This is a genomic window from Arenibacter arenosicollis, from assembly GCF_014397245.1.
In the GTDB taxonomy this organism is placed as follows: domain Bacteria; phylum Bacteroidota; class Bacteroidia; order Flavobacteriales; family Flavobacteriaceae; genus Arenibacter; species Arenibacter arenosicollis.
In genome coordinates this window covers 47,094-67,031 of the sequence record NZ_JACLHY010000025.1, presented here as the reverse complement: position 1 = coordinate 67,031, position 19,938 = coordinate 47,094, and the positions used below count along the sequence as shown (strand labels likewise).

At 40.8% G+C, this 19,938-nt stretch carries 18 protein-coding genes; 7 read left to right on the top strand and 11 right to left on the bottom strand.

The window, feature by feature from the left end; all coding sequences use genetic code 11:
• Positions 1 to 16 precede the first annotated feature (16 nt).
• From H4O18_RS18555 to H4O18_RS18540, 4 genes are read left to right on the top strand one after another with little or no spacing between them, the layout of a single operon-like run.
• On the top strand, positions 17 to 715 hold the full coding sequence (locus tag H4O18_RS18555) for an orotidine 5'-phosphate decarboxylase / HUMPS family protein (protein ID WP_111625341.1): 699 nt from the start codon (positions 17 to 19) through the stop codon (positions 713 to 715).
• 36 nt (positions 716 to 751) lie between these two features.
• Positions 752 to 1,777 carry a zinc-binding dehydrogenase gene (locus H4O18_RS18550; protein ID WP_187587435.1) on the top strand — a complete coding sequence of 342 codons (1,026 nt, stop codon included), beginning with the start codon at positions 752 to 754 and terminating at the stop codon, positions 1,775 to 1,777.
• A gap of 5 nt (positions 1,778 to 1,782) precedes the next feature.
• A complete protein-coding gene (locus H4O18_RS18545; protein WP_187587433.1) occupies positions 1,783 to 2,583 on the top strand; it encodes an SDR family oxidoreductase in 801 nt (266 codons plus the stop codon).
• Between the two features lie 26 nt (positions 2,584 to 2,609).
• Entirely contained in the window at positions 2,610 to 3,503 is an 894-nt protein-coding gene (locus H4O18_RS18540) for a sugar phosphate isomerase/epimerase family protein (protein ID WP_187587431.1), read from the top strand.
• Positions 3,504 to 4,264: 761 nt separating this feature from the next.
• Here the strand turns inward: H4O18_RS18540 and H4O18_RS18535 are convergent.
• The 4 genes from H4O18_RS18535 to H4O18_RS18520 all read right to left on the bottom strand — a co-directional run bounded on the left by H4O18_RS18535 (position 4,265) and on the right by H4O18_RS18520 (position 8,566).
• Positions 4,265 to 4,969: a hypothetical protein gene (locus H4O18_RS18535; protein WP_187587429.1), complete on the bottom strand. Its 705-nt coding sequence runs from the start codon at positions 4,967 to 4,969 to the stop codon at positions 4,265 to 4,267.
• A gap of 72 nt (positions 4,970 to 5,041) precedes the next feature.
• Positions 5,042 to 6,730 (bottom strand): gamma-glutamyltransferase, encoded by a 1,689-nt coding sequence (ggt, locus tag H4O18_RS18530; protein WP_187587427.1) that lies wholly within the window; start codon positions 6,728 to 6,730, stop codon positions 5,042 to 5,044.
• A 188-nt stretch (positions 6,731 to 6,918) separates the two neighbouring features.
• Positions 6,919 to 7,761 (bottom strand): DUF5602 domain-containing protein, encoded by an 843-nt coding sequence (locus H4O18_RS18525; RefSeq protein ID WP_187587425.1) that lies wholly within the window; start codon positions 7,759 to 7,761, stop codon positions 6,919 to 6,921.
• 190 nt (positions 7,762 to 7,951) lie between these two features.
• Complete coding sequence (locus H4O18_RS18520; protein ID WP_187587423.1) at positions 7,952 to 8,566, bottom strand: acyl carrier protein phosphodiesterase; 615 nt, start codon at positions 8,564 to 8,566, stop codon at positions 7,952 to 7,954.
• A 96-nt stretch (positions 8,567 to 8,662) separates the two neighbouring features.
• Between H4O18_RS18520 and glmM the strand changes: the two genes are divergently transcribed.
• Positions 8,663 to 10,051, top strand: a complete 1,389-nt coding sequence (gene glmM / locus H4O18_RS18515) for a phosphoglucosamine mutase (RefSeq protein WP_187587421.1) — start codon at positions 8,663 to 8,665, stop codon at positions 10,049 to 10,051.
• Positions 10,052 to 10,110: 59 nt separating this feature from the next.
• Entirely contained in the window at positions 10,111 to 10,899 is a 789-nt protein-coding gene (locus H4O18_RS18510) for an endonuclease/exonuclease/phosphatase family protein (protein ID WP_246474441.1), read from the top strand.
• On the opposite strand, the gene H4O18_RS18505 is transcribed toward H4O18_RS18510, so the two are convergent.
• The 5 genes from H4O18_RS18505 to H4O18_RS18485 form a co-directional block, all read right to left on the bottom strand.
• Positions 10,889 to 11,884: a sterol desaturase family protein gene (locus H4O18_RS18505; protein WP_187587417.1), complete on the bottom strand. Its 996-nt coding sequence runs from the start codon at positions 11,882 to 11,884 to the stop codon at positions 10,889 to 10,891. The genes H4O18_RS18510 and H4O18_RS18505 overlap by 11 nt on opposite strands.
• 147 nt (positions 11,885 to 12,031) lie before the next feature.
• Complete coding sequence (locus H4O18_RS18500) at positions 12,032 to 13,954, bottom strand: OmpA family protein (protein ID WP_187587415.1); 1,923 nt, start codon at positions 13,952 to 13,954, stop codon at positions 12,032 to 12,034.
• 10 nt (positions 13,955 to 13,964) lie between these two features.
• Entirely contained in the window at positions 13,965 to 14,894 is a 930-nt protein-coding gene (locus tag H4O18_RS18495) for a PorP/SprF family type IX secretion system membrane protein (RefSeq protein ID WP_187587413.1), read from the bottom strand.
• Between the two features lie 25 nt (positions 14,895 to 14,919).
• Positions 14,920 to 16,200, bottom strand: coding sequence for a T9SS type B sorting domain-containing protein (locus H4O18_RS18490; RefSeq protein ID WP_187587411.1), 1,281 nt, complete (start codon positions 16,198 to 16,200; stop codon positions 14,920 to 14,922).
• A 150-nt stretch (positions 16,201 to 16,350) separates the two neighbouring features.
• The gene (locus tag H4O18_RS18485; protein ID WP_187587409.1) at positions 16,351 to 17,238 is read right to left on the bottom strand and encodes a lysophospholipid acyltransferase family protein; all 888 of its coding nucleotides are present in this window, start codon (positions 17,236 to 17,238) and stop codon (positions 16,351 to 16,353) included.
• Between the two features lie 58 nt (positions 17,239 to 17,296).
• Here H4O18_RS18485 and H4O18_RS18480 point away from each other — a divergent pair, with 58 nt between their 5' ends.
• Positions 17,297 to 17,947 carry a rhomboid family intramembrane serine protease gene (locus H4O18_RS18480; protein WP_187587407.1) on the top strand — a complete coding sequence of 217 codons (651 nt, stop codon included), beginning with the start codon at positions 17,297 to 17,299 and terminating at the stop codon, positions 17,945 to 17,947.
• Between the two features lie 157 nt (positions 17,948 to 18,104).
• Here the strand turns inward: H4O18_RS18480 and H4O18_RS18475 are convergent, their stop codons facing one another.
• Positions 18,105 to 19,235 carry a TlpA disulfide reductase family protein gene (locus H4O18_RS18475; protein WP_187587405.1) on the bottom strand — a complete coding sequence of 377 codons (1,131 nt, stop codon included), beginning with the start codon at positions 19,233 to 19,235 and terminating at the stop codon, positions 18,105 to 18,107.
• 108 nt (positions 19,236 to 19,343) lie between these two features.
• Positions 19,344 to 19,853, bottom strand: a complete 510-nt coding sequence (locus H4O18_RS18470) for a hypothetical protein (RefSeq protein WP_187587403.1) — start codon at positions 19,851 to 19,853, stop codon at positions 19,344 to 19,346.
• Between the last annotated feature and the right edge of the window lie 85 nt (positions 19,854 to 19,938).

The following is a 19,938-nucleotide window of genomic DNA, read 5'->3' as shown; positions in this document are numbered from 1 at the left end:
AAATTATTGACCATTTATGAAACCAATTGTACAAATTTCCCTGGACCTTACCAATATTGATGAAGCATTAGAAACCGCCGCCATGGCGTTACGCGCAGGTGTGGATTGGCTGGAAGCTGGGACGCCTCTTATATTGGCTGAGGGTTTGCACGGAGTTCGCAAATTAAGGGAAGCTTTTCCCAATATACCTATAGTAGCTGATCTTAAAACCATGGACGGAGGATATCTGGAGGCGGAAATGATGGCTAAGGCAGGTGCTACCCACGTGGTAGTAATGGCCAGGGCCCATGCCGAAACCATAAAGGTAGTGGTACAAGCTGGGAAAGATTACGGAGTGAAGGTAATGGGCGATAATTTAGGGTGTCCGGATATGGTGGAAGGGGCCAAATGGTTGGAAGACCTGGGATGTGATTATATTATTCACCACATTGGCTATGACGAACGTCGAGGAATTGCAGCGCAAGGCTTAAAGATGCCAAGTCCTATGGATCAATTGCGTGAGGTTGTCAATGCTGTAAAAGTACCTGTACAAGCTGTTGGCGGACTTACCTTGGAACAGGCAATACGTTGTCCTGAGTATGGGGCGCCCATGGTTGTTCTTGGAGCTCCTTTAACGATAGATGCCGATTCCTTTAAAACAGCCGATGGCGACCTGGAAAGTTCGTTGCGACTTATTTGTGAAAAGATCCATGCTTACGGGGAGGTAACACGATAATAAATACTAATTACAAAATATAAACGAGTTAAATAGATGAAGTCAATAGGAGTAGTAAATTTTTCTTCCAAGCCAGGGAGTGTAGAAATCAGGGAAATAGAAAAACCAACCATAGGGGAGGACGATGTGCTTTTGGAAGTGGCCAATGTTGGGGTATGTGGGAGTGATCTACATCAATGGACGGCTGACCATAGTTGGCATGTAAATTATCCAGTAGTGCTTGGACACGAGTTTGGGGGTCATATTGTAGCATTGGGAAATAGGGTAAGCGGATGGAAAGAAGGAGATAGGGTAGTAAGTGAAACCGCTGCCGTAATAGACCCCAATAGTCCACTTACCAGACAGGGCCTTTATAACCTAGACCCTACAAGGAAAGGTTTTGGCTATGGAGTAAATGGTGCCATGACACGTTTTGTTAAGGTACCTGCCAGATGTCTGCATACAGTACCTGAAAACCTGCCTTTTGAACAAGCCTGTTTAACGGAGCCCTGTTCGGTGGCCTATAGTGCCGTTGTAGTAAACTCTAAAATAAAACCAGGAGATCGGGTCATAGTTTTAGGGCCTGGAACCATTGGTATCCTTTGTGCCGCCATGGCGCGTTTATGTGGTGCCGATGTGGCCATTGTTGGATTGGAAGCGGATAGGGAAAGGTTGAACATTGCCAAGCAATATGGTTGCGAAGGCATTGTAGGAGACGCAAGCGCTTGGGCCAATAAACAAGATGGTTTAGGAGCAGATTGTGTTATAGATGCAGCAGGGGCCAGTGCTACCTTAAAAATAGCCTTGGAACTTGTGCGTCCCAATGGACATATTACCAAAGTAGGGTGGGGCCCACAACCTCTAAACTTCTCCTTGGACCCATTGGTACAAAAGAATGTTACCCTTCAAGGTAGCTTTAGCCACAATTATCCGATTTGGGAAAAAGTGCTTTCACTTTTGGCTTCCGGAACCTTAGATGTAAAACCGATTATTGGTGGGGTATGGGAATTAAAGGATTGGCATGAGGCCTTTGATCAAATGCACTCCGGTAAGGTGGTGAAAAGTGTTTTAAAACCAAATTAAAACCTATGCGTTTAAAGGATAAAGTAGTATTAATAACAGGTGGATATACCGGCATTGGTAAAGCCATAGCCAAGTGTTGTGTACAGGAAGGGGCGAAGGTAGTCGTCAACGGATTGGATGAAGAATTTGGCTTGGCACTGGTGAAGGAATTGGGGGCTGATAACTCAGCTTACATTACCATGGATATTACGGAGGAAAGTGCTCCACAGTTACTGGTGAAAAAGGCCATATCTAAATTCGGGCAGTTAAATGCGGTGGTTAATAACGCCGCGTATATAGCTTCTTCCAATATAGTGAGTACCGAAGTACCTTTTATAAAAAGAATGCTGGCCGTTAATTCCATTGCTCCCTTAATGATTATTCAGGCAGCATTGCCTCATTTATCCTCGGTTCGTGGTTGTGTCCTTAATATTGGATCGATCAACGCCTGGGGAGGGGAACCGGATTTGCTGGCCTATAGTATGTCCAAAGGCGCCTTAATGACCTTGACAAGAAATCTGGGCGACAGTCTGTTTCGAGAAAATGGGGTACGCGTAAATCAGATCAATCCAGGTTGGGTACTTACGGAAAAAGAAATTTTGAATAAGAAAGAACAGGGGATGAAGGCGGACTGGTACAAGGATATACCAGATATTTTTGCGCCCGCCCAAAGGATTTTTACCCCCGAAGAAATAGCAGTAGCCTGCCTATATTGGCTTTCCGATGAATGCGGGCCTGTTAGTTCCCAAGTGATGGACTTGGAACAGTTTCCTATAATAGGACGGAACCTCCCCAAGAACTGGGAAGGATCCCACAAAAAGAAATAATTTAATAACATTAAAAGAATAAAGATTTGCCACAATTAGCAGTATTTCCCAAAGCATTTATGCATGAACTTTGTAAGGATGGAACCATGAAGGTTTCCGAATGGATCGACCTGGCCGTTGAGCTAGAGGTAGACGGATTGGAATGGTATGCCGGATTTTTAGAGATGAGCGATAAGGCCAACTGGCCCGTTTTTAGGGAGCAGGTAGAACGTCATGGAAAAACAATACCCATGCTTTGCTGTTCCCCGGATTTTACGCATCCTGATGCCGCTTTTCGGGAAAAAGAAATTAAAAAACAAATAGGGTGGATAGAGATGACCCACGCCTTGGGCGGTTCCTATTGTAGGGTACTGTCAGGACAGCGACGACCTGAATTGACTATGGAGGAGGGTATTAGCTTTGCAGCGGATTGTATAAAACAATGTCTTCCCCATGCAGAAAAATTGGGAGTTACCTTAATTTTGGAAAACCACTATAAGGACGATTTTTGGGAGTATCCAGAGTTTGCCCAACAAATGGACATTTTTTGCAAATTGGTAGATAGGATCCACCATCCTAATTTTGGAGTAAATTACGATCCCAGCAATACCTTTTTGGCCGGGGAAGATCCCTTGGAGCTCCTCTACCGTGTGTCCGATCGTGTTGTGACCATGCATGCCAGCGATCGCTACCTGAAAGAAGGAACTATTGAAGATTTGAGAAAGGAAGAAGGCGGTGCTATGGGGTATGCCAAAAGGCTTAGCCATGGAGAGATAGGTAAGGGCCTAAACGATTATGATGCCATTTTCAAGGAACTGAAAAGAGTTGGTTTTGACGGATGGATCAGTATTGAAGACGGCGTGGACGGTATGGACCAATTGGAGCGCAGTGTAGCCTTCTTAAGAAAGAAAGTGAAGGAATATTGGCCCGATTTTAAATAGGAGGTACCCAAGGCCTTAAAAGCTAAAGGTCACCAATAAGATTTGCAAAGGTCTGTTGGTGACTTTTTGGTTTGGGGAAAAAGGACCTAAAAGAGGTAAACTTGCAATGACGGAATAGCCAAAAGGCAAAAGGCAGAGCCTATAGAAAAAAGAGTAAAGAATAAAGAGACCGACCAGAGTCGAAAACTTTTGAATTTCTATGTTCTTGATTCTGTCGTCAGTTCGAGTGAAATGCCGATAGGCATTTAGTATCGAGAACTGCTTTGGTGTTGTTCGTCTACTTCTCGATACAATTTTATTGCGTTTCGCTTCATAAAAATCACCTGCCTGCCGTCGAGGCAGGCCTCCCTATCGGAAGGTAAACTCGAAGTGGGGAAACATGAAAAGCTCCTTCCCTTAACCAAGGGAAGGTGGATTCTTCGCTGACAGCGGAGAAGACGGAAGGGATGGAAAGCCCAAGCCGAGGGGTATGGATAAGTTGCGAGGTTTGAAACACACCCCCTGCCTGAGGCAGGCAGGCTAACCTCCCGCGGAAAAGGCGGGACAGGCTCTCAGAAGAGGGGAATTTGTTGGTTGCCAAAAACCTAGCATCTAGGTTCTAGATTCTCAATACTAATCACTCAATACTATTTTACTTCTTACGTTAAAATTGCTTATTGTTCACTGTGGTAATCCACTATTGACTATTGCCTAATGGCTTATAACTGAAGAGTACTGTTTACTGAAAACTGTTTACTGAAAACTGTTTACTGAAAACTGCATCACTTATACCCCCTTACATCCCCCAAATCCAAGGTTATAGGACCAATGCTATGTTGGCTGGGCAGAAAGGCACCACTTTCCGTTACTTGCCAGTCGTCCCAACTGGCTTCAATGCCACCAATAGGGATAATACTCACCCACATCTTAAAACTGATAGGGAAGCCATTGGGCTGTAATTTCCATAAATAGGAATCCCCTGGAGTGCTCCCGCCCGAAGTATAGGTTACCAACAGGCCTTGGGTACCGTCTTCCAGGAGTACAATACTCCTTTCTGTGCCGGGGTCAAAAATTTTAAATGGGGCAACCAGCCAAAAGGAATCATTGTTGAAAAAAGAAATGGCTTTTTTAATGAGCCTCTGTTTTTCAGCACCGCTAATACTAATTTTATCTTTCGAAACTGAACTTTTTGTGGATTCGTTTAAATCGAGATGTACTTGATAATTACTCCAAGTTACATATACGGTATTGGCTTCCTTATCCCAACGATATTGGTGTTTTCCATTGGCAAAAGACCATTCCAGGAAACGGGTTTCCTTATAGGCGTCATCATTGAGGGCATCCAACATTTTTAGGGCCAAAATGTGCGCCTTATCGCTATTTACGCCTAGGGGCCTAGCTTCATTATAAATAGCAAAGAGAATACCACCAAAGATGAACAAGAGCACTAATGTTCCAAGTAATATTTTACCTAATTTTTTCAGCACTTTTTATCTTTATTTTGGATGGATAGTCTACGTCGTGATTATAATCTTTAAATAACCCTAGTCCATTTTACACTAAAATCCAACAGCGGTATCATCCCCGCGTTTATCGGCGCCCCCCTCCAGTTTTCCGTTGGGCAAAACCTTAATGGCATCTACTTTACCTATAACCGGGGTATTTTCTTCATTGATAATATACCCTTTGTTCTTAAGGTCGGTCACTAAACTGGCAGGGAATCCGTCCGGTTCAAAAATGATGGCATCGGGTAGCCATTGATGGTGAAAGCGGGGAGTGTTAACCGCATCCTGCATACTCATATTAAATTCGTAGCAATTGAGAATCGTCTGTGCCACAGCCGTGATAATGGTGGAACCGCCTGGGGAGCCAACCACCATCCATAGTTTTCCATCCTTTTCTACAATGGTAGGTGTCATACTACTCAACATGCGCTTTTCTGCAGCTATGCTATTAGCTTCGGCACCCACAAGTCCAAACATATTGGGAACCCCAGGTTTTGCGCTAAAATCGTCCATTTCATTGTTAAGAAAGAAACCGAGTTCATCAGAGTACAGTTTGGAACCAAAGCCACCATTGATAGTAGTTGTGGCCGCAATGGCGTTCCCAAATGAATCTACAATGGAGTAGTGGGTGGTTTGATCGCTTTCTACAATCTGAACGGCTCCATGGGATACCGCCGAGGATTTGGTAGCCTTATCAAAAGAGAAATTTTGCATTCTTTCTTTAAGATATTGTTCTGACAAAAGTTCATTCAGAGGAATTTCTACATAATCCGGGTCGCCGAGAAAATAATTTCTATCAGCATATGCCCTACGCGCCGCCTCGATAAACAATTGAATGGATTTAACAGAGTTATGCCCAAAGGACGATACGTCATATGGTTCCATCATCTTAAAAATTTGATTGATCGTAAACCCGCCGCTGCTGGGGGGACTCATGGATATAATTTTAAGGTCCCTATAGTTAAAGCTAATGGGAGACCTCCATTTGGCCTCATATTTTTCAAGGTCTTCCATAGTGACATAACCTCCCTTGGCCTGGATGAAATTCGCTAATTTTTCCGCAACATCCCCTTTGTAAAATCCATCTTTACCCTGTTCTGAAATTTTTTGAAGCGTTTTGGCCAATGCTGGGTATTTTATGGAATCCCCTTGTTTATATACTGTTGCAAAAAAAGTAGTGTCGCTATTCACTTTAATAAAAATGTCACGATAGTCGTCCAATCGCTTGGCTTGTTTTTCGGTTACAATAACTCCCTTTTCGGCTAGTCGTATCACTGGTGCCAGTATTTCTTTAAGGGGTAGGGAACCAAATTTTTCGTGGACTGCCATAACCCCTGCCACCGTGCCAGGAACTCCTACGGCGGTTGCTCCTAAAGTACTTTTGTCTGGGATTACATTTCCTAAGGAATCCAGATACATATCCTTATGTGCGGCCAAAGGCGCTTTTTCACGATAGTCCAAGCCTCCTATTTCCCCATTGGCCATTCGGTATACCATAAATCCCCCTCCACCAATATTACCGGCATAGGGATAAGCTACGGCAAGGGCCAATTCCGTGGCGACCATGGCATCGAAGACATTACCCCCCTTTTGAATGATATCCGAGCCAATTTTGGAAGCTTCTACGCGGGCAGAAACTACCATGGCCTTTTCGGTAACCAATCCCGTGGCAGTGGGAGGGGCTGTATTCTTGCAATTGATGAATAGGATTATTCCAAATAGGAAACCAATGATGCGGATCATAGACTATTATTTTTTCAAAAAGATAGGCATATTCCAATAAAATATAAATTATATGATATAATTGAAAAGATAATTATCGATAATGATTAATCCATTGGAAAATTCGGACAATAATATAATTAATTTACTAAGGGATTGCTAAAATAAGAATAAGTTAAAGGCGGCCAGAGAAATGACCGCCTTGTGGATTAATCGGCATCACGAGGTTCAAAATTACTCAAAGAAATATAGTGCCTGCCATGTTTGGAATCGGCAAATATATTATAGGTGGTGGGATAATAGGAGGTATGCTCATATTTGTCAGGTAAAGGAAAATCACTACTAAAGGAAGCCATGCTATTTAAAAACTCCAGAGTGTCCATTGGTTCTATAAATAATACCTTCCCGTTATAAGAACCATACAAAAGGATATTTTGAAATATATAGTTGGGATCTATGACCCCTGGGCCGGAAAAAATGGACATGGGCAACCAATGTTTCCCCATCATTGGTTCCGCTGTTCCAGCTCCTGGCGGGGTAATATATTCCTCGGGTAAATAACCGGCAGGTGGATAGGTGTTAAACAATTGATCTGTTTCTGGTGACCAGGAGGGGATCGCTTCCCTTTCTGCTACTGAAACCATGACAAAATGAACATCAAAATGTGGAACATCAAAAGCGCCAGGTGGTTCATGGCCATCTGGATTCCAATTAAAAAAGATATGATCAAAAGGAGTGTTTTCTTTTGCTTTCTTGTGAAGTGGCAGCACTAAAGAGGTATGGTCCGGGCCGGAAGGCAAACCTGATAACGCTTTGGTACTCATTTCAACGCCCAATTCTTCTGGAGTGCCATCTTTTGCAATCCTTATCCATGACCGTACATGACCTTTCCCCAAGGATATTTGGGGACCATAGAAAGTGTTCGATTTTAAAAGGGCCTTGCCAGTGACAGGTTCCAGATTATCGTCGATTGTTGACTCCGGACTACAGCCCAGAAGCATTAGGAGAAAGATCAATCCCACTCCAATGTAGTTCACATGTTTAAATCTCATAGTTATTGTTTTTTAAATAAAGTTTTAAATTAAAACACACCATTGTTTGCACAATGTTAAGAGGACTAACTGTGAGGGGAAATGTATTTAAAGGGAACTTATAAATATATGGGGAGAATTCCCAAATATGGGAATGGTGATTAAAGGTACTTATTTACTGTAATTTAATATCATTTTTAGATGAAAAAAATCATGGTTGTCCCTTGACAATGAAGGGATTGGAATTCTCAATTTCAATGTTTTTGACATAAGTGATCAAATCATCGAAGAATAAACTGAATTCTTCTTCAAATACCGAATAATGTTCCTCCAGGTCCAATATGGCAAAATTCATTTTGGATTTATTTTTGGTCCTTCTGTTTATGCCATGCAAAACCCTCGAAATCCCTTCCATTTTGGAATAATTATAAATCCAATTATCCGATATCATATAAGGCATCATACGTTTAACACCCAGGGGGAGTATTTCGTAGTTTTTATCCAATAATTGGTAAAAATCATTCACATAATGTTTCAAGGGCACCTCAGAATAATCTTTCCAATTTTTGGCCAGAAAATGATCGTAAAAAATATCTACGATCACCCCACTGTAATGACTATAATTCTCGTGTAATCGTTTGGTGCTCTGCCTTACCGTAGGATGCGAATCCGTATACGTGTCTATGGCCCGGTGCAAAAGTATTCCAGTTTGAACCCTTTCCGGGAGGTAATGATATTTATTGCCCCGAATACTGTCCGCTATAAAATTCCCGATAGTGAGTTCATTATCCCCAAAGGAGAGGTAAATATGTGCTAAAAAATTCATTGACCTCGGTTGAAGTTTATTAAGTTCGAATTTACAACTTAGCAGCGTAGGATTTAAACCTAACCTTTTATATTTGTAAAAATTTATAAATAAATTATGACTTTAATAAAATCTATTTCGGGAATACGAGGTACCATTGGAGGTAAGCCAGGAGACAATCTAACTCCTATTGATGCAGTGAAATTTGCGGCCGCCTATGGTGTTTGGTTAAAAGAATATTCTAAAAAGGAAAAATTAACCGTAGTCATTGGCCGTGATGCGCGCATTTCCGGGGAAATGATCCAAAATTTGGTTGTATCCACCCTTGTAGGATTGGGAATAGACGTAATTGATTTAAACCTGTCTACCACACCCACCGTGGAAATTGCGGTTCCTTTGGAAAAGGCAGATGGAGGTATTATACTAACGGCAAGTCATAACCCAAAACAATGGAACGCCCTAAAGCTTTTAAATGAAAAAGGGGAGTTCCTGGATGCTGCCCAGGGAGCAAAAATATTGGAAATAGCAGAAAAAGAGGCGTTTAATTTCTCTGAAGTGGACCACTTGGGAACCATAATTAAAAATGATTCTTATATAGATATCCATATAGATGAGGTTTTGGATCTATCCTTGGTAGATGCCGATGTTATTAGAGCTGCCAAGTTTAAGGTAGTGGTAGACGGTGTTAACTCTACAGGTGGTATCGCGATCCCAAAACTTTTAAAAGAATTGGGTGTAGAAGTAGTTGAGTTGTACTGTGACCCAACAGGACATTTTCCTCATAACCCGGAACCTCTAAAGGAGCACTTGGGTGATATCTGTGAGTTGGTTGTAAAGGAAAAGGCGGACTTCGGAATTGTAGTAGATCCGGATGTAGATCGTTTGGCATTTATTACCAATGAAGGTGAAATGTTCGGGGAGGAATATACATTGGTGGCCTGTGCCGATTATGTGTTGGGAAAAACAAAGGGAAACACTGTTTCCAACCTATCATCATCCAGAGCCTTAAGGGATATTTCTGAAAAACATGGGGGTACCTATGAAGCTTCAGCCGTAGGTGAGGTAAATGTAGTGACCAAAATGAAGGCTAATAAGGCCATTATTGGTGGCGAGGGCAATGGAGGTATTATTTACCCTGAAAGCCATTATGGCAGGGATTCCTTGGTGGGAACGGCCTTGTTTTTAATGTTGATGGCAGAAAGGGGAGGAACCGTAAGTGAGTTGAGAGCCAGTTACCCTAGTTATTTTATGAGTAAAAAGAAGATAGAACTTACACCCGGTTTGGATGTGGACGGTATTCTGGTAACTATGGCAGAGAAATATAAAAATGAGGAAATATCTACCATTGATGGTGTAAAGATCGATTTTCCGGAGAATTGGGTGCACTTACGTAAATCCAATACGGAACCTATCATCAGAATTTATACAGAGGCCAAAAGTCAGGACGAAGCGGATGGTTTGGCGGATCGAATTATTGGCGAGATAAAGGCGGTAGCCGGAATCTAAGATCATAGTTGAATAAGGGTCGGGGTACTTAAATCCGGCCCTAATTTTTTATTGGATATATGAAATCAATGACCTTAAAATTATTTCTGTTTGCCCTGTTGGCAGGTACTTCTTTTTCTAGTCTTGCGCAGGCCGATACCCTGAGAGTGATGAGTTTTAACATTCTCCATGGGGCTACTACCAAGAACGATTTCAATCTGGATACCCTGGCAGGAGTTATAAATCATTACCAACCCGATCTGGTGGCCTTGCAGGAGGTCGATTTTAAGACGAAAAGGGCAAAAAACTACGATCTGCCCACGGAATTGGGGATTCGGACAAAAATGGCTTCGCTATTTGCCCGCGCCATGTATTATGATGGAGGGGAGTATGGAGAGGCGGTACTATCCAAATACTCTTTTATTGCCAGTGAGAACTTGGCTTTGCCCCATTTGCCGAATTCGGAACCTAGGGCAGCTTTGGTAACCCGTGTCAAAACCAAAAACGGTAATACCATTCAGTTTGTTGGTACTCATTTGGATCACTTGAAGGATGAGACCGATAAAGTAATGCAGGCCAAGGCTATCGTTAAAAGCTTGGGTGATACCGAATATCCCACTCTATTGGTGGGCGATCTGAACGCTGTCCCCAATAGTAAGACTATGGCTATTCTTTCCGAAAAATTTATGAAGCCCAAGCATAGCAATGCTTGGAAAGGCACTTTCCCTGCAACCGGACCTAATATCTGCATTGATCATATTATGTTCAATCAAACTGAAAAATGGCAGGTATTGGATTATGAAGTGTTTTGTGAAAATTACGCCAGCGATCATTGTATCGTAATTGCCACCCTGGTATTTACTCCTTAGCCAGCTGTTCCTTTAGGTAGGCTCCACGTACCAATCTTGAGGTCAGGTGTTCGCCGGTATGGCTCCAACCCGGAGGCATTATAATATAAAAGAGTTTATTTTTTATACCGGGCGCTTTGGCGACATCTTTGAACAAGGCCACAAATTCGCCGAAATAAACATCCAGAAAGTTGCCGCTATCCATTTTACGGGTTATACCATATTCTATTTCAATATCTTGTTGTTCATCCTGGTAGGTTCCAAAGACCTTGTCCCAAATATTCAGCAAATTACAGAAATTGGTATCCATATATAACGGATTTCTGGCATGATGGACCCTATGGTGCGATGGTGTTAAAATAATTTTATTCAAAAAGCCCATTCTGCCATCTTTCATCATATTTTCACCCACATGAATAAAGGCACCGTAGGTACCGTCTATAAACATGATTAAAAATAACAATACAGGTTCCACACCCAGTAAAATACAGACCGTGGTTCTAATGGCATCCGCATAAGGGGCCTCTAGAAAAAAATGGGCATGGGTTACGGATAGGTTCATTTGTTCGGGAGCATGGTGGGTAGAGTGTAAACACCAAAAAAGTCGGACCTTATGACCCCAATAGTGGTATAAAAAATGCCCAAATTCCCAAACGATGTACCCGTAAATAAACCAATACCAGGTCATTTTGGTCTGGAATAGGGCATGGGGCTGTAGCCATCCAATGATAAAAGTAACCATGGCTATGGCAATAAATCTGCCAATAAACCTATTGAAGATATAGATAAGGAAATTTACCTTATATACTTTGGTATTAGGTTTTTTATATACAAGCCCAAGAATAAATTCCAGTATTAACAACAGGGGAATTAAAGGGTATATTAAAGAAACCACGCCGTCATAAGTGGAGAAAACGTTGTAATCACCAGCTTGCAATAATTCCAATGCCTGATTTATGCCTAAAAATCCAACGACCTCATCATATAGGGTACCTATAATGTCCATAGTAAAGCTGACTTTATATCAATAAGGTATTAATATAAAAATAAATGGTCAATTTTACCACTAATTTAGACCAACGCCCTTGTTGGACAGGAGTTTGGTTACAATAAGGACAATGGGTAACACTAATACACTAACACTTTTTGTCTGTTATTTACCAATAATTATAAAATCGCAACGTCTATTGGCCAAATGATCTTCATTGCTACAGGGAACTCCGTTAGCACAATTATTGATCAAGCGGGACTCACCATAGCCAATGGCACTTTCAATTCGTGAGGGGTCTATGCCCATATAAACAAGATAATCCAGGGTAGATTTTGCCCTATTATCGGAAAGTTGCAAATTAAATTCATCCGAGGCCCTAGAATCTGTATGCGCCTCTATCTTAATTTTTACCGATGGAAAGTCGTTCATAAAGCTCACTATCTTATCCAACTCTGCCGCCGCTTTATAGGTAATATTAAATCGGTTCAGATTAAAAAATATAGGGTTTACCCTAACTTTTTCTACTCCACCTTCGTTGACCACGAAACTTGAAAATGGAATTAAGGTAGTGTTGTTAAGGTCTTTAAAAAGGTCTGGGGAATCTGCATTGTCCACCGTCTTTATTTCTTGTTTGTATTCCAGCTTTAAAAAGGCGAATATGTGATTGGTGCTAGGGGACAGCTCCACTTCAAAATTACCTTGCTCATCAGTGCTGGCTTCTGTAACCAGCTGTTTGTTTTCGTCGTATACTTTTACAGTCACCCCCGGAATGGGAGCTTTGGACAAATCATCCAATATATTGCCCTTATATATCATCATTTCGGCCGATTTACTAAAAGAATAAATATCGTCGTCCCCTTTGCCATTGGCCCTGTTGGATGAAAAGTAGCCGGTGTTTTCCGAATCATTTATGATAAAGGCAAAATCATCCATATTGCTATTGATGGGCATTCCCATGTTTTTTGGGATTCCATATGCATTGGTCGATTCCATTTCAGATTTAAAAATATCCAATCCGCCCAGGCCAAAATGACTGTCCGAAGCAAAATACAAGTATTCTCCTGCAACATAGGGAAACATTTCCCTTCCCGAAGTATTAACGGTAGGTCCAAGGTTGGTGGCAGGGCCCAAGTCTCCGTCTTCATCAATATCCACATAGTAGATATCTGTTTCTCCAAAACCTCCGTACATGTTTGCAACAAAGAATAGTCGCTTCCCATCTTCGGTTAAAAACGGATGCCCGAAAGAGTATTTGGGATTGTTGAATTTCAAGGAAACTGCATTAACAATGGAATCTCCTTCCACCTCACCCCGTAAGATCTGCATATTGGAGAACCCTTTTGGATTTACCTGTAAGTCGTTGCCCTTTAAATAATTTTGGGTGAAATAAACGGTTTTATAATCCGAAGAATAGGTCAAGGTCCCTTCGTGAAAGGAAGATTGAATATTCTGATGGAATTTTTGTACATCGCTAAGCTCCCCGGTTGTTTTGTTCCTATCGGCCACTAAAATGGAAAGATACGGTTGGTTGTTCCAAGAATACTCGGCATCTTCGGAAAACTCCGGAGCACGACTGGAGGAAAATACAATGGCATCTTTGTAGTACATGGGGGCGAAGTCCGAAAGGGGCGAGTTTATTTCTGAATTGGCAATGTTGTATTTGGGTTCTTCGGCCATTAGGCTATCCAAATATTTTTCTTGCTCAAGGATGGTACCTAGTTTTTGCTTATCATAGTTGTAATATTCCTTTATTAGACTGTTGGCCACTGAATATTCCTCACAGGCTTTTAGGCTTTGTATGTATCTGATAAAGGTTACTTCATCTACTCTTTTCTCCTTAAGGGTATAATATTTTTCGTACCAAATTTTAGCATTGGTATAATCATTAATACTGAAATAGCTTTCCGCCAAGCGCTCTACGAACAGAGGTTTGGATTTTTTCTTTTTCGCTTCCAGTTGCTGGTAAAGATTTATGGCCTCGGTAAAATTTAAATTTTGAAAATACTCGTTCGCATCCGCTCTGGAATTTTGTGCCAGATGGATATTACATATTAATAATGCGAATATGGATAGGATAATTTTCATAGGTCTTTGCTTAGAAAAATCTGGGTGAACGGGCATTTGGCCCCCATCTTGGCATTAAATACTTGAGAATTATTTCGTGCGACCCCTGATTGTAATTGCCAAGATCGGATATACTGTAGTCATAGGAATAGCCCAGGAAAAAGTTCTTGGAAATCTGGAATCCCGCCAAGGCACTATAACTGTCCTTAAGTCTATGTGACGCCCCCAAGGTAAATTTTTGAAGGAAAAGTACATTAAGGGAGGCATCTATTGTTGGAGGCGCATTATCTATGGTCTTGACCAAAATAGACGGTTTTAACTTTAGAGAGGCAGAAAGGTCCATAACATACCCACCAATAAAATAAAAATGGTTATCCCGATGGATCAAATTTTTATCACTTTCTACGTTGGATTGGTTAATGAGCATGTTGGGAACTGAAAATCCAACATACCAGTTGTCACTAAAAATATAAATTCCAGCTCCTACTGCTGGGAGTGCATTGTAATAATTGTCATAATTGAAAAGAATATCATCCTGATCGTAATAGCTGCCTTTTGAATAATCTACCTCGAAAAAATCGATACCCGCATTTAGGCCCAAGGACATTTTTATTTTCTTGCTTAGGTTTAGATAGTAGGAGAAAACCGCGTTGGAATTAAACTCGGTCGAAGGTCCAATGTTATCCTTAAATATATTAATGCCCAAACCAATTCTGTTATTGATGATTCCGGAAACGGTCAGTGCTTTTGTTTCGGGGGCACCATCGATTCCTATCCATTGCGCCCGGTAGCTCAATGTGGCATCCATACGGTTGTTATCATTGACGTATGCGGGATTTATTGTAGAAGTATTGTACATATACTGGGTATACTGTGGCAATTGCTGCGCCACCAGTCTGCCTCCACTTAACAGGAGACATAGTAAAATTAGCTTTAAACAATATTTTAAGGGGGTTTTCATCTATTGGTTTAAAAGGTAGGGCTCATTATTCTTTTCTTAAAAATAACCAGCCGGTTTTGTTTTCGCTCAAAGCATCTGTTTTTAGGATATAGAAGTAGGTTCCTGTTGGCAATATTTCTCCTTTGCCAACACCATTAACATTGGCTAAACCTCGCCACTCATTTTGATAAGCTTTTTTCTGATAGACCAAGGCACCATATCTGTTGAATACTTGTAGGTCCGACTCCGGAAAGGTCTCAATGCAATCTATTCTGAAATAGTCGTTGTCCCCATCGTCATTAGGAGTAAATTCATTGTAGATCTTTATGCAAGAGGGTTCCAAAGTAATTTCCGCACTGTTGTTCTGTGAATTATTATCTTGGGGCATAGACGCCTTAAGGGCTGAAATACTGCTGTAACTTCCGTCCGCCGTTGTTTCAACTTCGAGGTTCAATACTGCGGTCGCTTTGGCCGGTAAGGAGTTAAGTGTCCAAACCTGGTTGGAAGGATCGTAGCTACCATTCAAAGTTTTTGCATTTACGTACTTGTAGCCTCTATCTAGATGCTCTGTGACCACAATATTGTTAAAGTTGGAAATACCATCGTTTTCTACCGTGATGGTCAAAACTACTTTTTCACCTATCATAGGGTGTTTGTTGTTGACCGTTTTGCTGACCTTTATGTCCGATGGTTCGTTGACTTCAACCTTCACCATTAGTCTAGTAGTACTTTCGCAAATGGAGGTGACTTGGGCGGCGTAATAGCTCTTTCCATTTTGTAATGGCGTATCCAAATCAAGTAGATTGCCTGCCTGTGGGGCATCGTACCAGACAATGTATGTTTCCTCAACTTCCAATTCTGCAACAGTAGCATTATCGGTTGATGAAAAAACCTGGACTGTGTTTTTCGTAGTTGGAGTGGAAGGTGAGATCAAGGAAATGAATACTGCCAAACGCTGGGTGCTTTCCTCGTTTCCAATTAATTGAGCCGCATAATACGTTGCATTGTTTTCTATGGGGCTATTTGGTGCCAAGGGCGTGCCATTGGACGCTTTATCGTACCAAATAATATTGGCTTCGTTTATTTGAACGGAGGCTAAGGTAGGTAGGTCCCCTGCGCAAAACTCCTGATGGTTGTTTTTGGTAGTTGGAGGTGATACTTCCATTATGCCTGGGTGGTCATAAAAAAATAGATTATCCACCATGCCCAGCTCGGAAATGGCCTTGGGAGTAGCGTAGCAATTACTTTGTCCCCCTACGTAAAATAGAAGGCAAAAAAGTAAAATAAACCTACTCACTTTGTTGTTTTTCCAAAGACAAAATCCCATTTATTCCAAATAAATTTGATTCTATAACGCAGAAAAAAATAAAATATTTAGTTTTTATGGTATAATCGCCCATGGCACAAGCCTGATCGAGTGGCTTTAGCAGGATTTGGATGGCGAACAAATGCAGGAAATGTGAGGCTGAAAAAAGGGTTACTGAAATTGGCTGGGAACTTTATTCCTATGTTTCCAACGCTTATGGGTCCAGAGATAATACTCCGGTCGTTCCAAAATCTGCTGTTCCGTTAACCTTAGGAACCGGTCCGTAATCTCGTTCTTTTTGGTTTGCTTACCAGCTGTTGTAATTGGAATGAATTCTGCCTGATAATATCCCCTTTTTACTTTTGATACCTTTAAGAAAACCACTGCAAGATCTAATTTTCTGGCCATACTTTCGGGGCCGTTAAAAATTGGCACCTTGACCCCCATAAATTCGCTCCAATATTGAGCCCTCTTTACCTGTGGGGATTGATCGCTTACCATGCCGTAAGCGGAAATTATCCCGTCTTGGGCATTCCTGTATACGGTTTTAACGGTTTCTTGCTGGGTGATTAGGGTGGTATTCCATTTAGCCCTTATTTTTTTTATAAGATTGTCGAAATAGGAATTCCCAATCTTTTGGTAAACGGCATATCCTTTGGCATTCACATAATTATTGATGCTCACGTTCCACTCCCAATTGGCATAATGAGAGCATACAATGAGTACACTTTTATCTTTTACGATTTCTTGCAGCACTTCAATGTTGACAACCTTATAACGTTCCTTGAGTTCCTCTTTGGACAGGTTCAAGGTCTTGACCATTTCCAGGAACATATCGCACATATGGTGGTAGAAATCTTTTCTAATTTTTAGTATTTCTTCCTTGGTTTTATTGGGAAAAGCGCGCGTAAGATTTTCTTTCACCACTTTTTTGCGGTAACCAACAACATGGAAAAGAATTATAAAAACAAAATCTGAAAAAAAGTAAAAAAGTCTAAATGGTAGTATGGAAATAAGCCATAGTAAGGGGTAAACAAGAATATAGACCAGAAACTGCATGCAAATATAATTAGGGCAAATATAGCTATATTTGAACCCAAAAATAATAGTTTTCTTCATGAATAACATTCATATTGCAACCATTGCCATTATGGCCGCCAACGTCTTGGCTTCTTTAAAAGGTTTTAACGATAATACATTCTTTGAACGTTATAAGTTTGGTGTTAGTGCCATACAGGCAGGGCAAAAGGATAGGATGCTTACATCCGGATTTTTACATGTAGACCTCTCCCATCTTTTTTTTAATATGTTTACGCTTTACTTTTTTGCCGATGTGGTCATTGATTGGTTTGGTCCTGGTAAATTTGTTATCCTTTATTTTATAAGTCTCGTTGCCGGTAGCCTATTGGCATTGTATTTTCATAAAAGCGAACCTTATTACAGCGCCGTGGGTGCCAGTGGTGCCGTTACCGGCATACTGTATTCGGCGATCCTATTGGAACCTGGAATGCGCTTGGGTATTATGTTCATCCCCATTCCGTTGCCTGCCTACGTTTTGGGAATTCTATATTTATTTTATTCCATTTATGGTATGAAAACAAGATTGGGGAACATTGGTCATACCGCCCACTTTGGCGGCGCTATTGGTGGATATGTTGTTACCCTGTTTTTTAAACCAGATCTACTTTATACGGATACCTTAATGGTGCTGTTGTTGGCATTGCCCATTTTACTTCTTTTTATTCTCGGTAAAATGGGTAAGATTTAGTTCGGTATCAATAACGTTAATGTGGGTACCATTGTGCTGCTGGGTCGCGGATTGTTCAAAATTGAACACTGATCAAAATTAATGTAGGGACGGGACGTGCATAAAATAATAAAGGCCCGTAAAATATACGGGCCTTTATTATTTTATGCAGTGTATTTTACTGTAAAAGTTCTGAGATTTTTGCCTCCAATTCTGGGCCTCTAAGATTTTTTGCAACAATAACTCCATCTTTGTCAAGAATAAAAGTAGCTGGAATTGCTTCTACGTTATAAAGCTTTGCAACAGCATCATTAAAGTAGTCCAAACTGGAAATATGGTTCCAGGTAAGGTTGTCGTCCGCAATAGCTTTTTTCCAATCTTCTTCCTTACGATCCAAGGAAACGCCAATAATATTAAGACCTTTGGAATGATACTTATTGTAAACGTTTACTACGTTAGGGTTTTCAACTCTACATGGCTTGCACCATGCGGCCCAAAAATCGATTATAGTCACTTTTCCCATAGCCTCTTTTAAGGACAATTCCTTTCCCTCTGGTGTAGGTCCTGAAAAATCGGGAGCCTTAGCGCCTATAGTAGTACTCTTGCCTTTTTCTTCCCTTTCCCTAGCTGCATCCAAACTTTTAAGGACGTTCTTGGCCGGTAGTGTTTCCTTTATTTCTGGAGTTAGGGCATCATACATTTTCTGAGCCTCTTCGCTCTCTACCATCCTTGAATTAAGTCCCTTTTCTATCAATAAAGCCGAAATAAGACCATTTGGATTGTTCTTAATGAAATCCAATTCAAAATTCTTATATTCTTCCTGAAGTTCGGTAAATTCATCACGCAAAGAATTTACCGTGGCCTCGTTGCCGCTTGCATTGGCATTTTGCATATCCCTTTGGATAGAAACTGCCTGATCGGATAAAGTCCTGGATTCTTTCAGGTACTTGAAAAATATATCGTTCTGCACGGTTCCTTTGACCTTTGCAAAATTTAAACTGTCTTTTTGGGCGGTAAGTTCTATTTCACCTTTTTCTGCAACAACCGGTGTGTAACCTTGTATTTTGTCAATAAAAACATAGATTAATTCCGGAGAATCGGCAGGGCCACTTATAGTAAACTTTCCATTTTCAACCGTAGTGGTATCAATATCATAGGGCTGATTGCTTTCATTGATCTTTCTAATAAATATTTGAGTACCGTTTTCAACATCACCCGTTAAAGTTCCGTTTAAAACGTAACCCTCCGGTTTGCTGTTACAAGCTAATACTCCTAAAATCACAGTAAGGGACAATACTATTTTCTTCATTTTTTTTCTTTTTATTGCCGCAAATGTACTTATATATAGGTAATAAAAAAAGCCATAAATGCTACAAGAGCATTCATGGCCTAATAAAATAGTAATAAGCTGTTTATGTTAAAACTGATAGCGTATCCCCAGGGCGATATCAAAATCAAAATTATCCGAAAAATTTTTATAGCCTACAATGCCAATTTCCGGTCTAAAATCAAGTGAAAGCAATAAAGGAATATCAAAGTTATATTCTACTCCTATATCACCGGCAGCCAAAACAAATAAGCCGCCATCAGGGGTGTAGTATTCATTTTGATTATTGGGTCGGGAAGCGAAATCTACACTTCCAAGTCCACCACCTACACCGTAATACCAATTAAAGTTCCCATCCAAGGGCCTAACCCATTGGTAAAGAGCCGTTAATTTAAAAGCATCAAAATACCTACTGTCCCGCCATCCGAGGTTGGCTTCCAACCTGTTATCGCGATCCAAGGATTTTTGATAGGAAATTTCTGCACCAAAGCCATCACTGTCTCCCAAGCGAAGCCCAATGGTATTGTCGGATATGTCCTGGGCGCTCATAGAGTACCAGGAGCAGAACATAAATAGAGTAAACAATTTTAAAATTTTCATAAGTGTTCTAAAGTTAATTAATGTAAAAATTATTAATTCATTATTAATCTGAAACAATAAAACTTAATTTTGTGCCCAAAATTGT

Bases quoted from the DNA above. Each gene is read 5' to 3' on its own strand.
- H4O18_RS18490 (WP_187587411.1), bottom strand. From the start codon at position 16,200: ATGGGATTTTGTCTTTGGAAAAACAACAAAGTGAGTAGGTTTATTTTA.
- glmM (WP_187587421.1), top strand. From the start codon at position 8,663: ATGACTTTAATAAAATCTATTTCGGGAATACGAGGTACCATTGGAGGT.
- H4O18_RS18485 (WP_187587409.1), bottom strand. From the start codon at position 17,238: ATGCAGTTTCTGGTCTATATTCTTGTTTACCCCTTACTATGGCTTATT.
- H4O18_RS18495 (WP_187587413.1), bottom strand. From the start codon at position 14,894: ATGAAAACCCCCTTAAAATATTGTTTAAAGCTAATTTTACTATGTCTC.
- H4O18_RS18555 (WP_111625341.1), top strand. From the start codon at position 17: ATGAAACCAATTGTACAAATTTCCCTGGACCTTACCAATATTGATGAA.
- H4O18_RS18520 (WP_187587423.1), bottom strand. From the start codon at position 8,566: ATGAATTTTTTAGCACATATTTACCTCTCCTTTGGGGATAATGAACTC.
- H4O18_RS18505 (WP_187587417.1), bottom strand. From the start codon at position 11,884: ATGGACATTATAGGTACCCTATATGATGAGGTCGTTGGATTTTTAGGC.
- H4O18_RS18545 (WP_187587433.1), top strand. From the start codon at position 1,783: ATGCGTTTAAAGGATAAAGTAGTATTAATAACAGGTGGATATACCGGC.
- H4O18_RS18470 (WP_187587403.1), bottom strand. From the start codon at position 19,853: ATGAAAATTTTAAAATTGTTTACTCTATTTATGTTCTGCTCCTGGTAC.
- H4O18_RS18550 (WP_187587435.1), top strand. From the start codon at position 752: ATGAAGTCAATAGGAGTAGTAAATTTTTCTTCCAAGCCAGGGAGTGTA.
- H4O18_RS18510 (WP_246474441.1), top strand. From the start codon at position 10,111: ATGAAATCAATGACCTTAAAATTATTTCTGTTTGCCCTGTTGGCAGGT.
- H4O18_RS18480 (WP_187587407.1), top strand. From the start codon at position 17,297: ATGAATAACATTCATATTGCAACCATTGCCATTATGGCCGCCAACGTC.
- ggt (WP_187587427.1), bottom strand. From the start codon at position 6,730: ATGATCCGCATCATTGGTTTCCTATTTGGAATAATCCTATTCATCAAT.
- H4O18_RS18525 (WP_187587425.1), bottom strand. From the start codon at position 7,761: ATGAGATTTAAACATGTGAACTACATTGGAGTGGGATTGATCTTTCTC.
- H4O18_RS18500 (WP_187587415.1), bottom strand. From the start codon at position 13,954: ATGAAAATTATCCTATCCATATTCGCATTATTAATATGTAATATCCAT.
- H4O18_RS18475 (WP_187587405.1), bottom strand. From the start codon at position 19,235: ATGAAGAAAATAGTATTGTCCCTTACTGTGATTTTAGGAGTATTAGCT.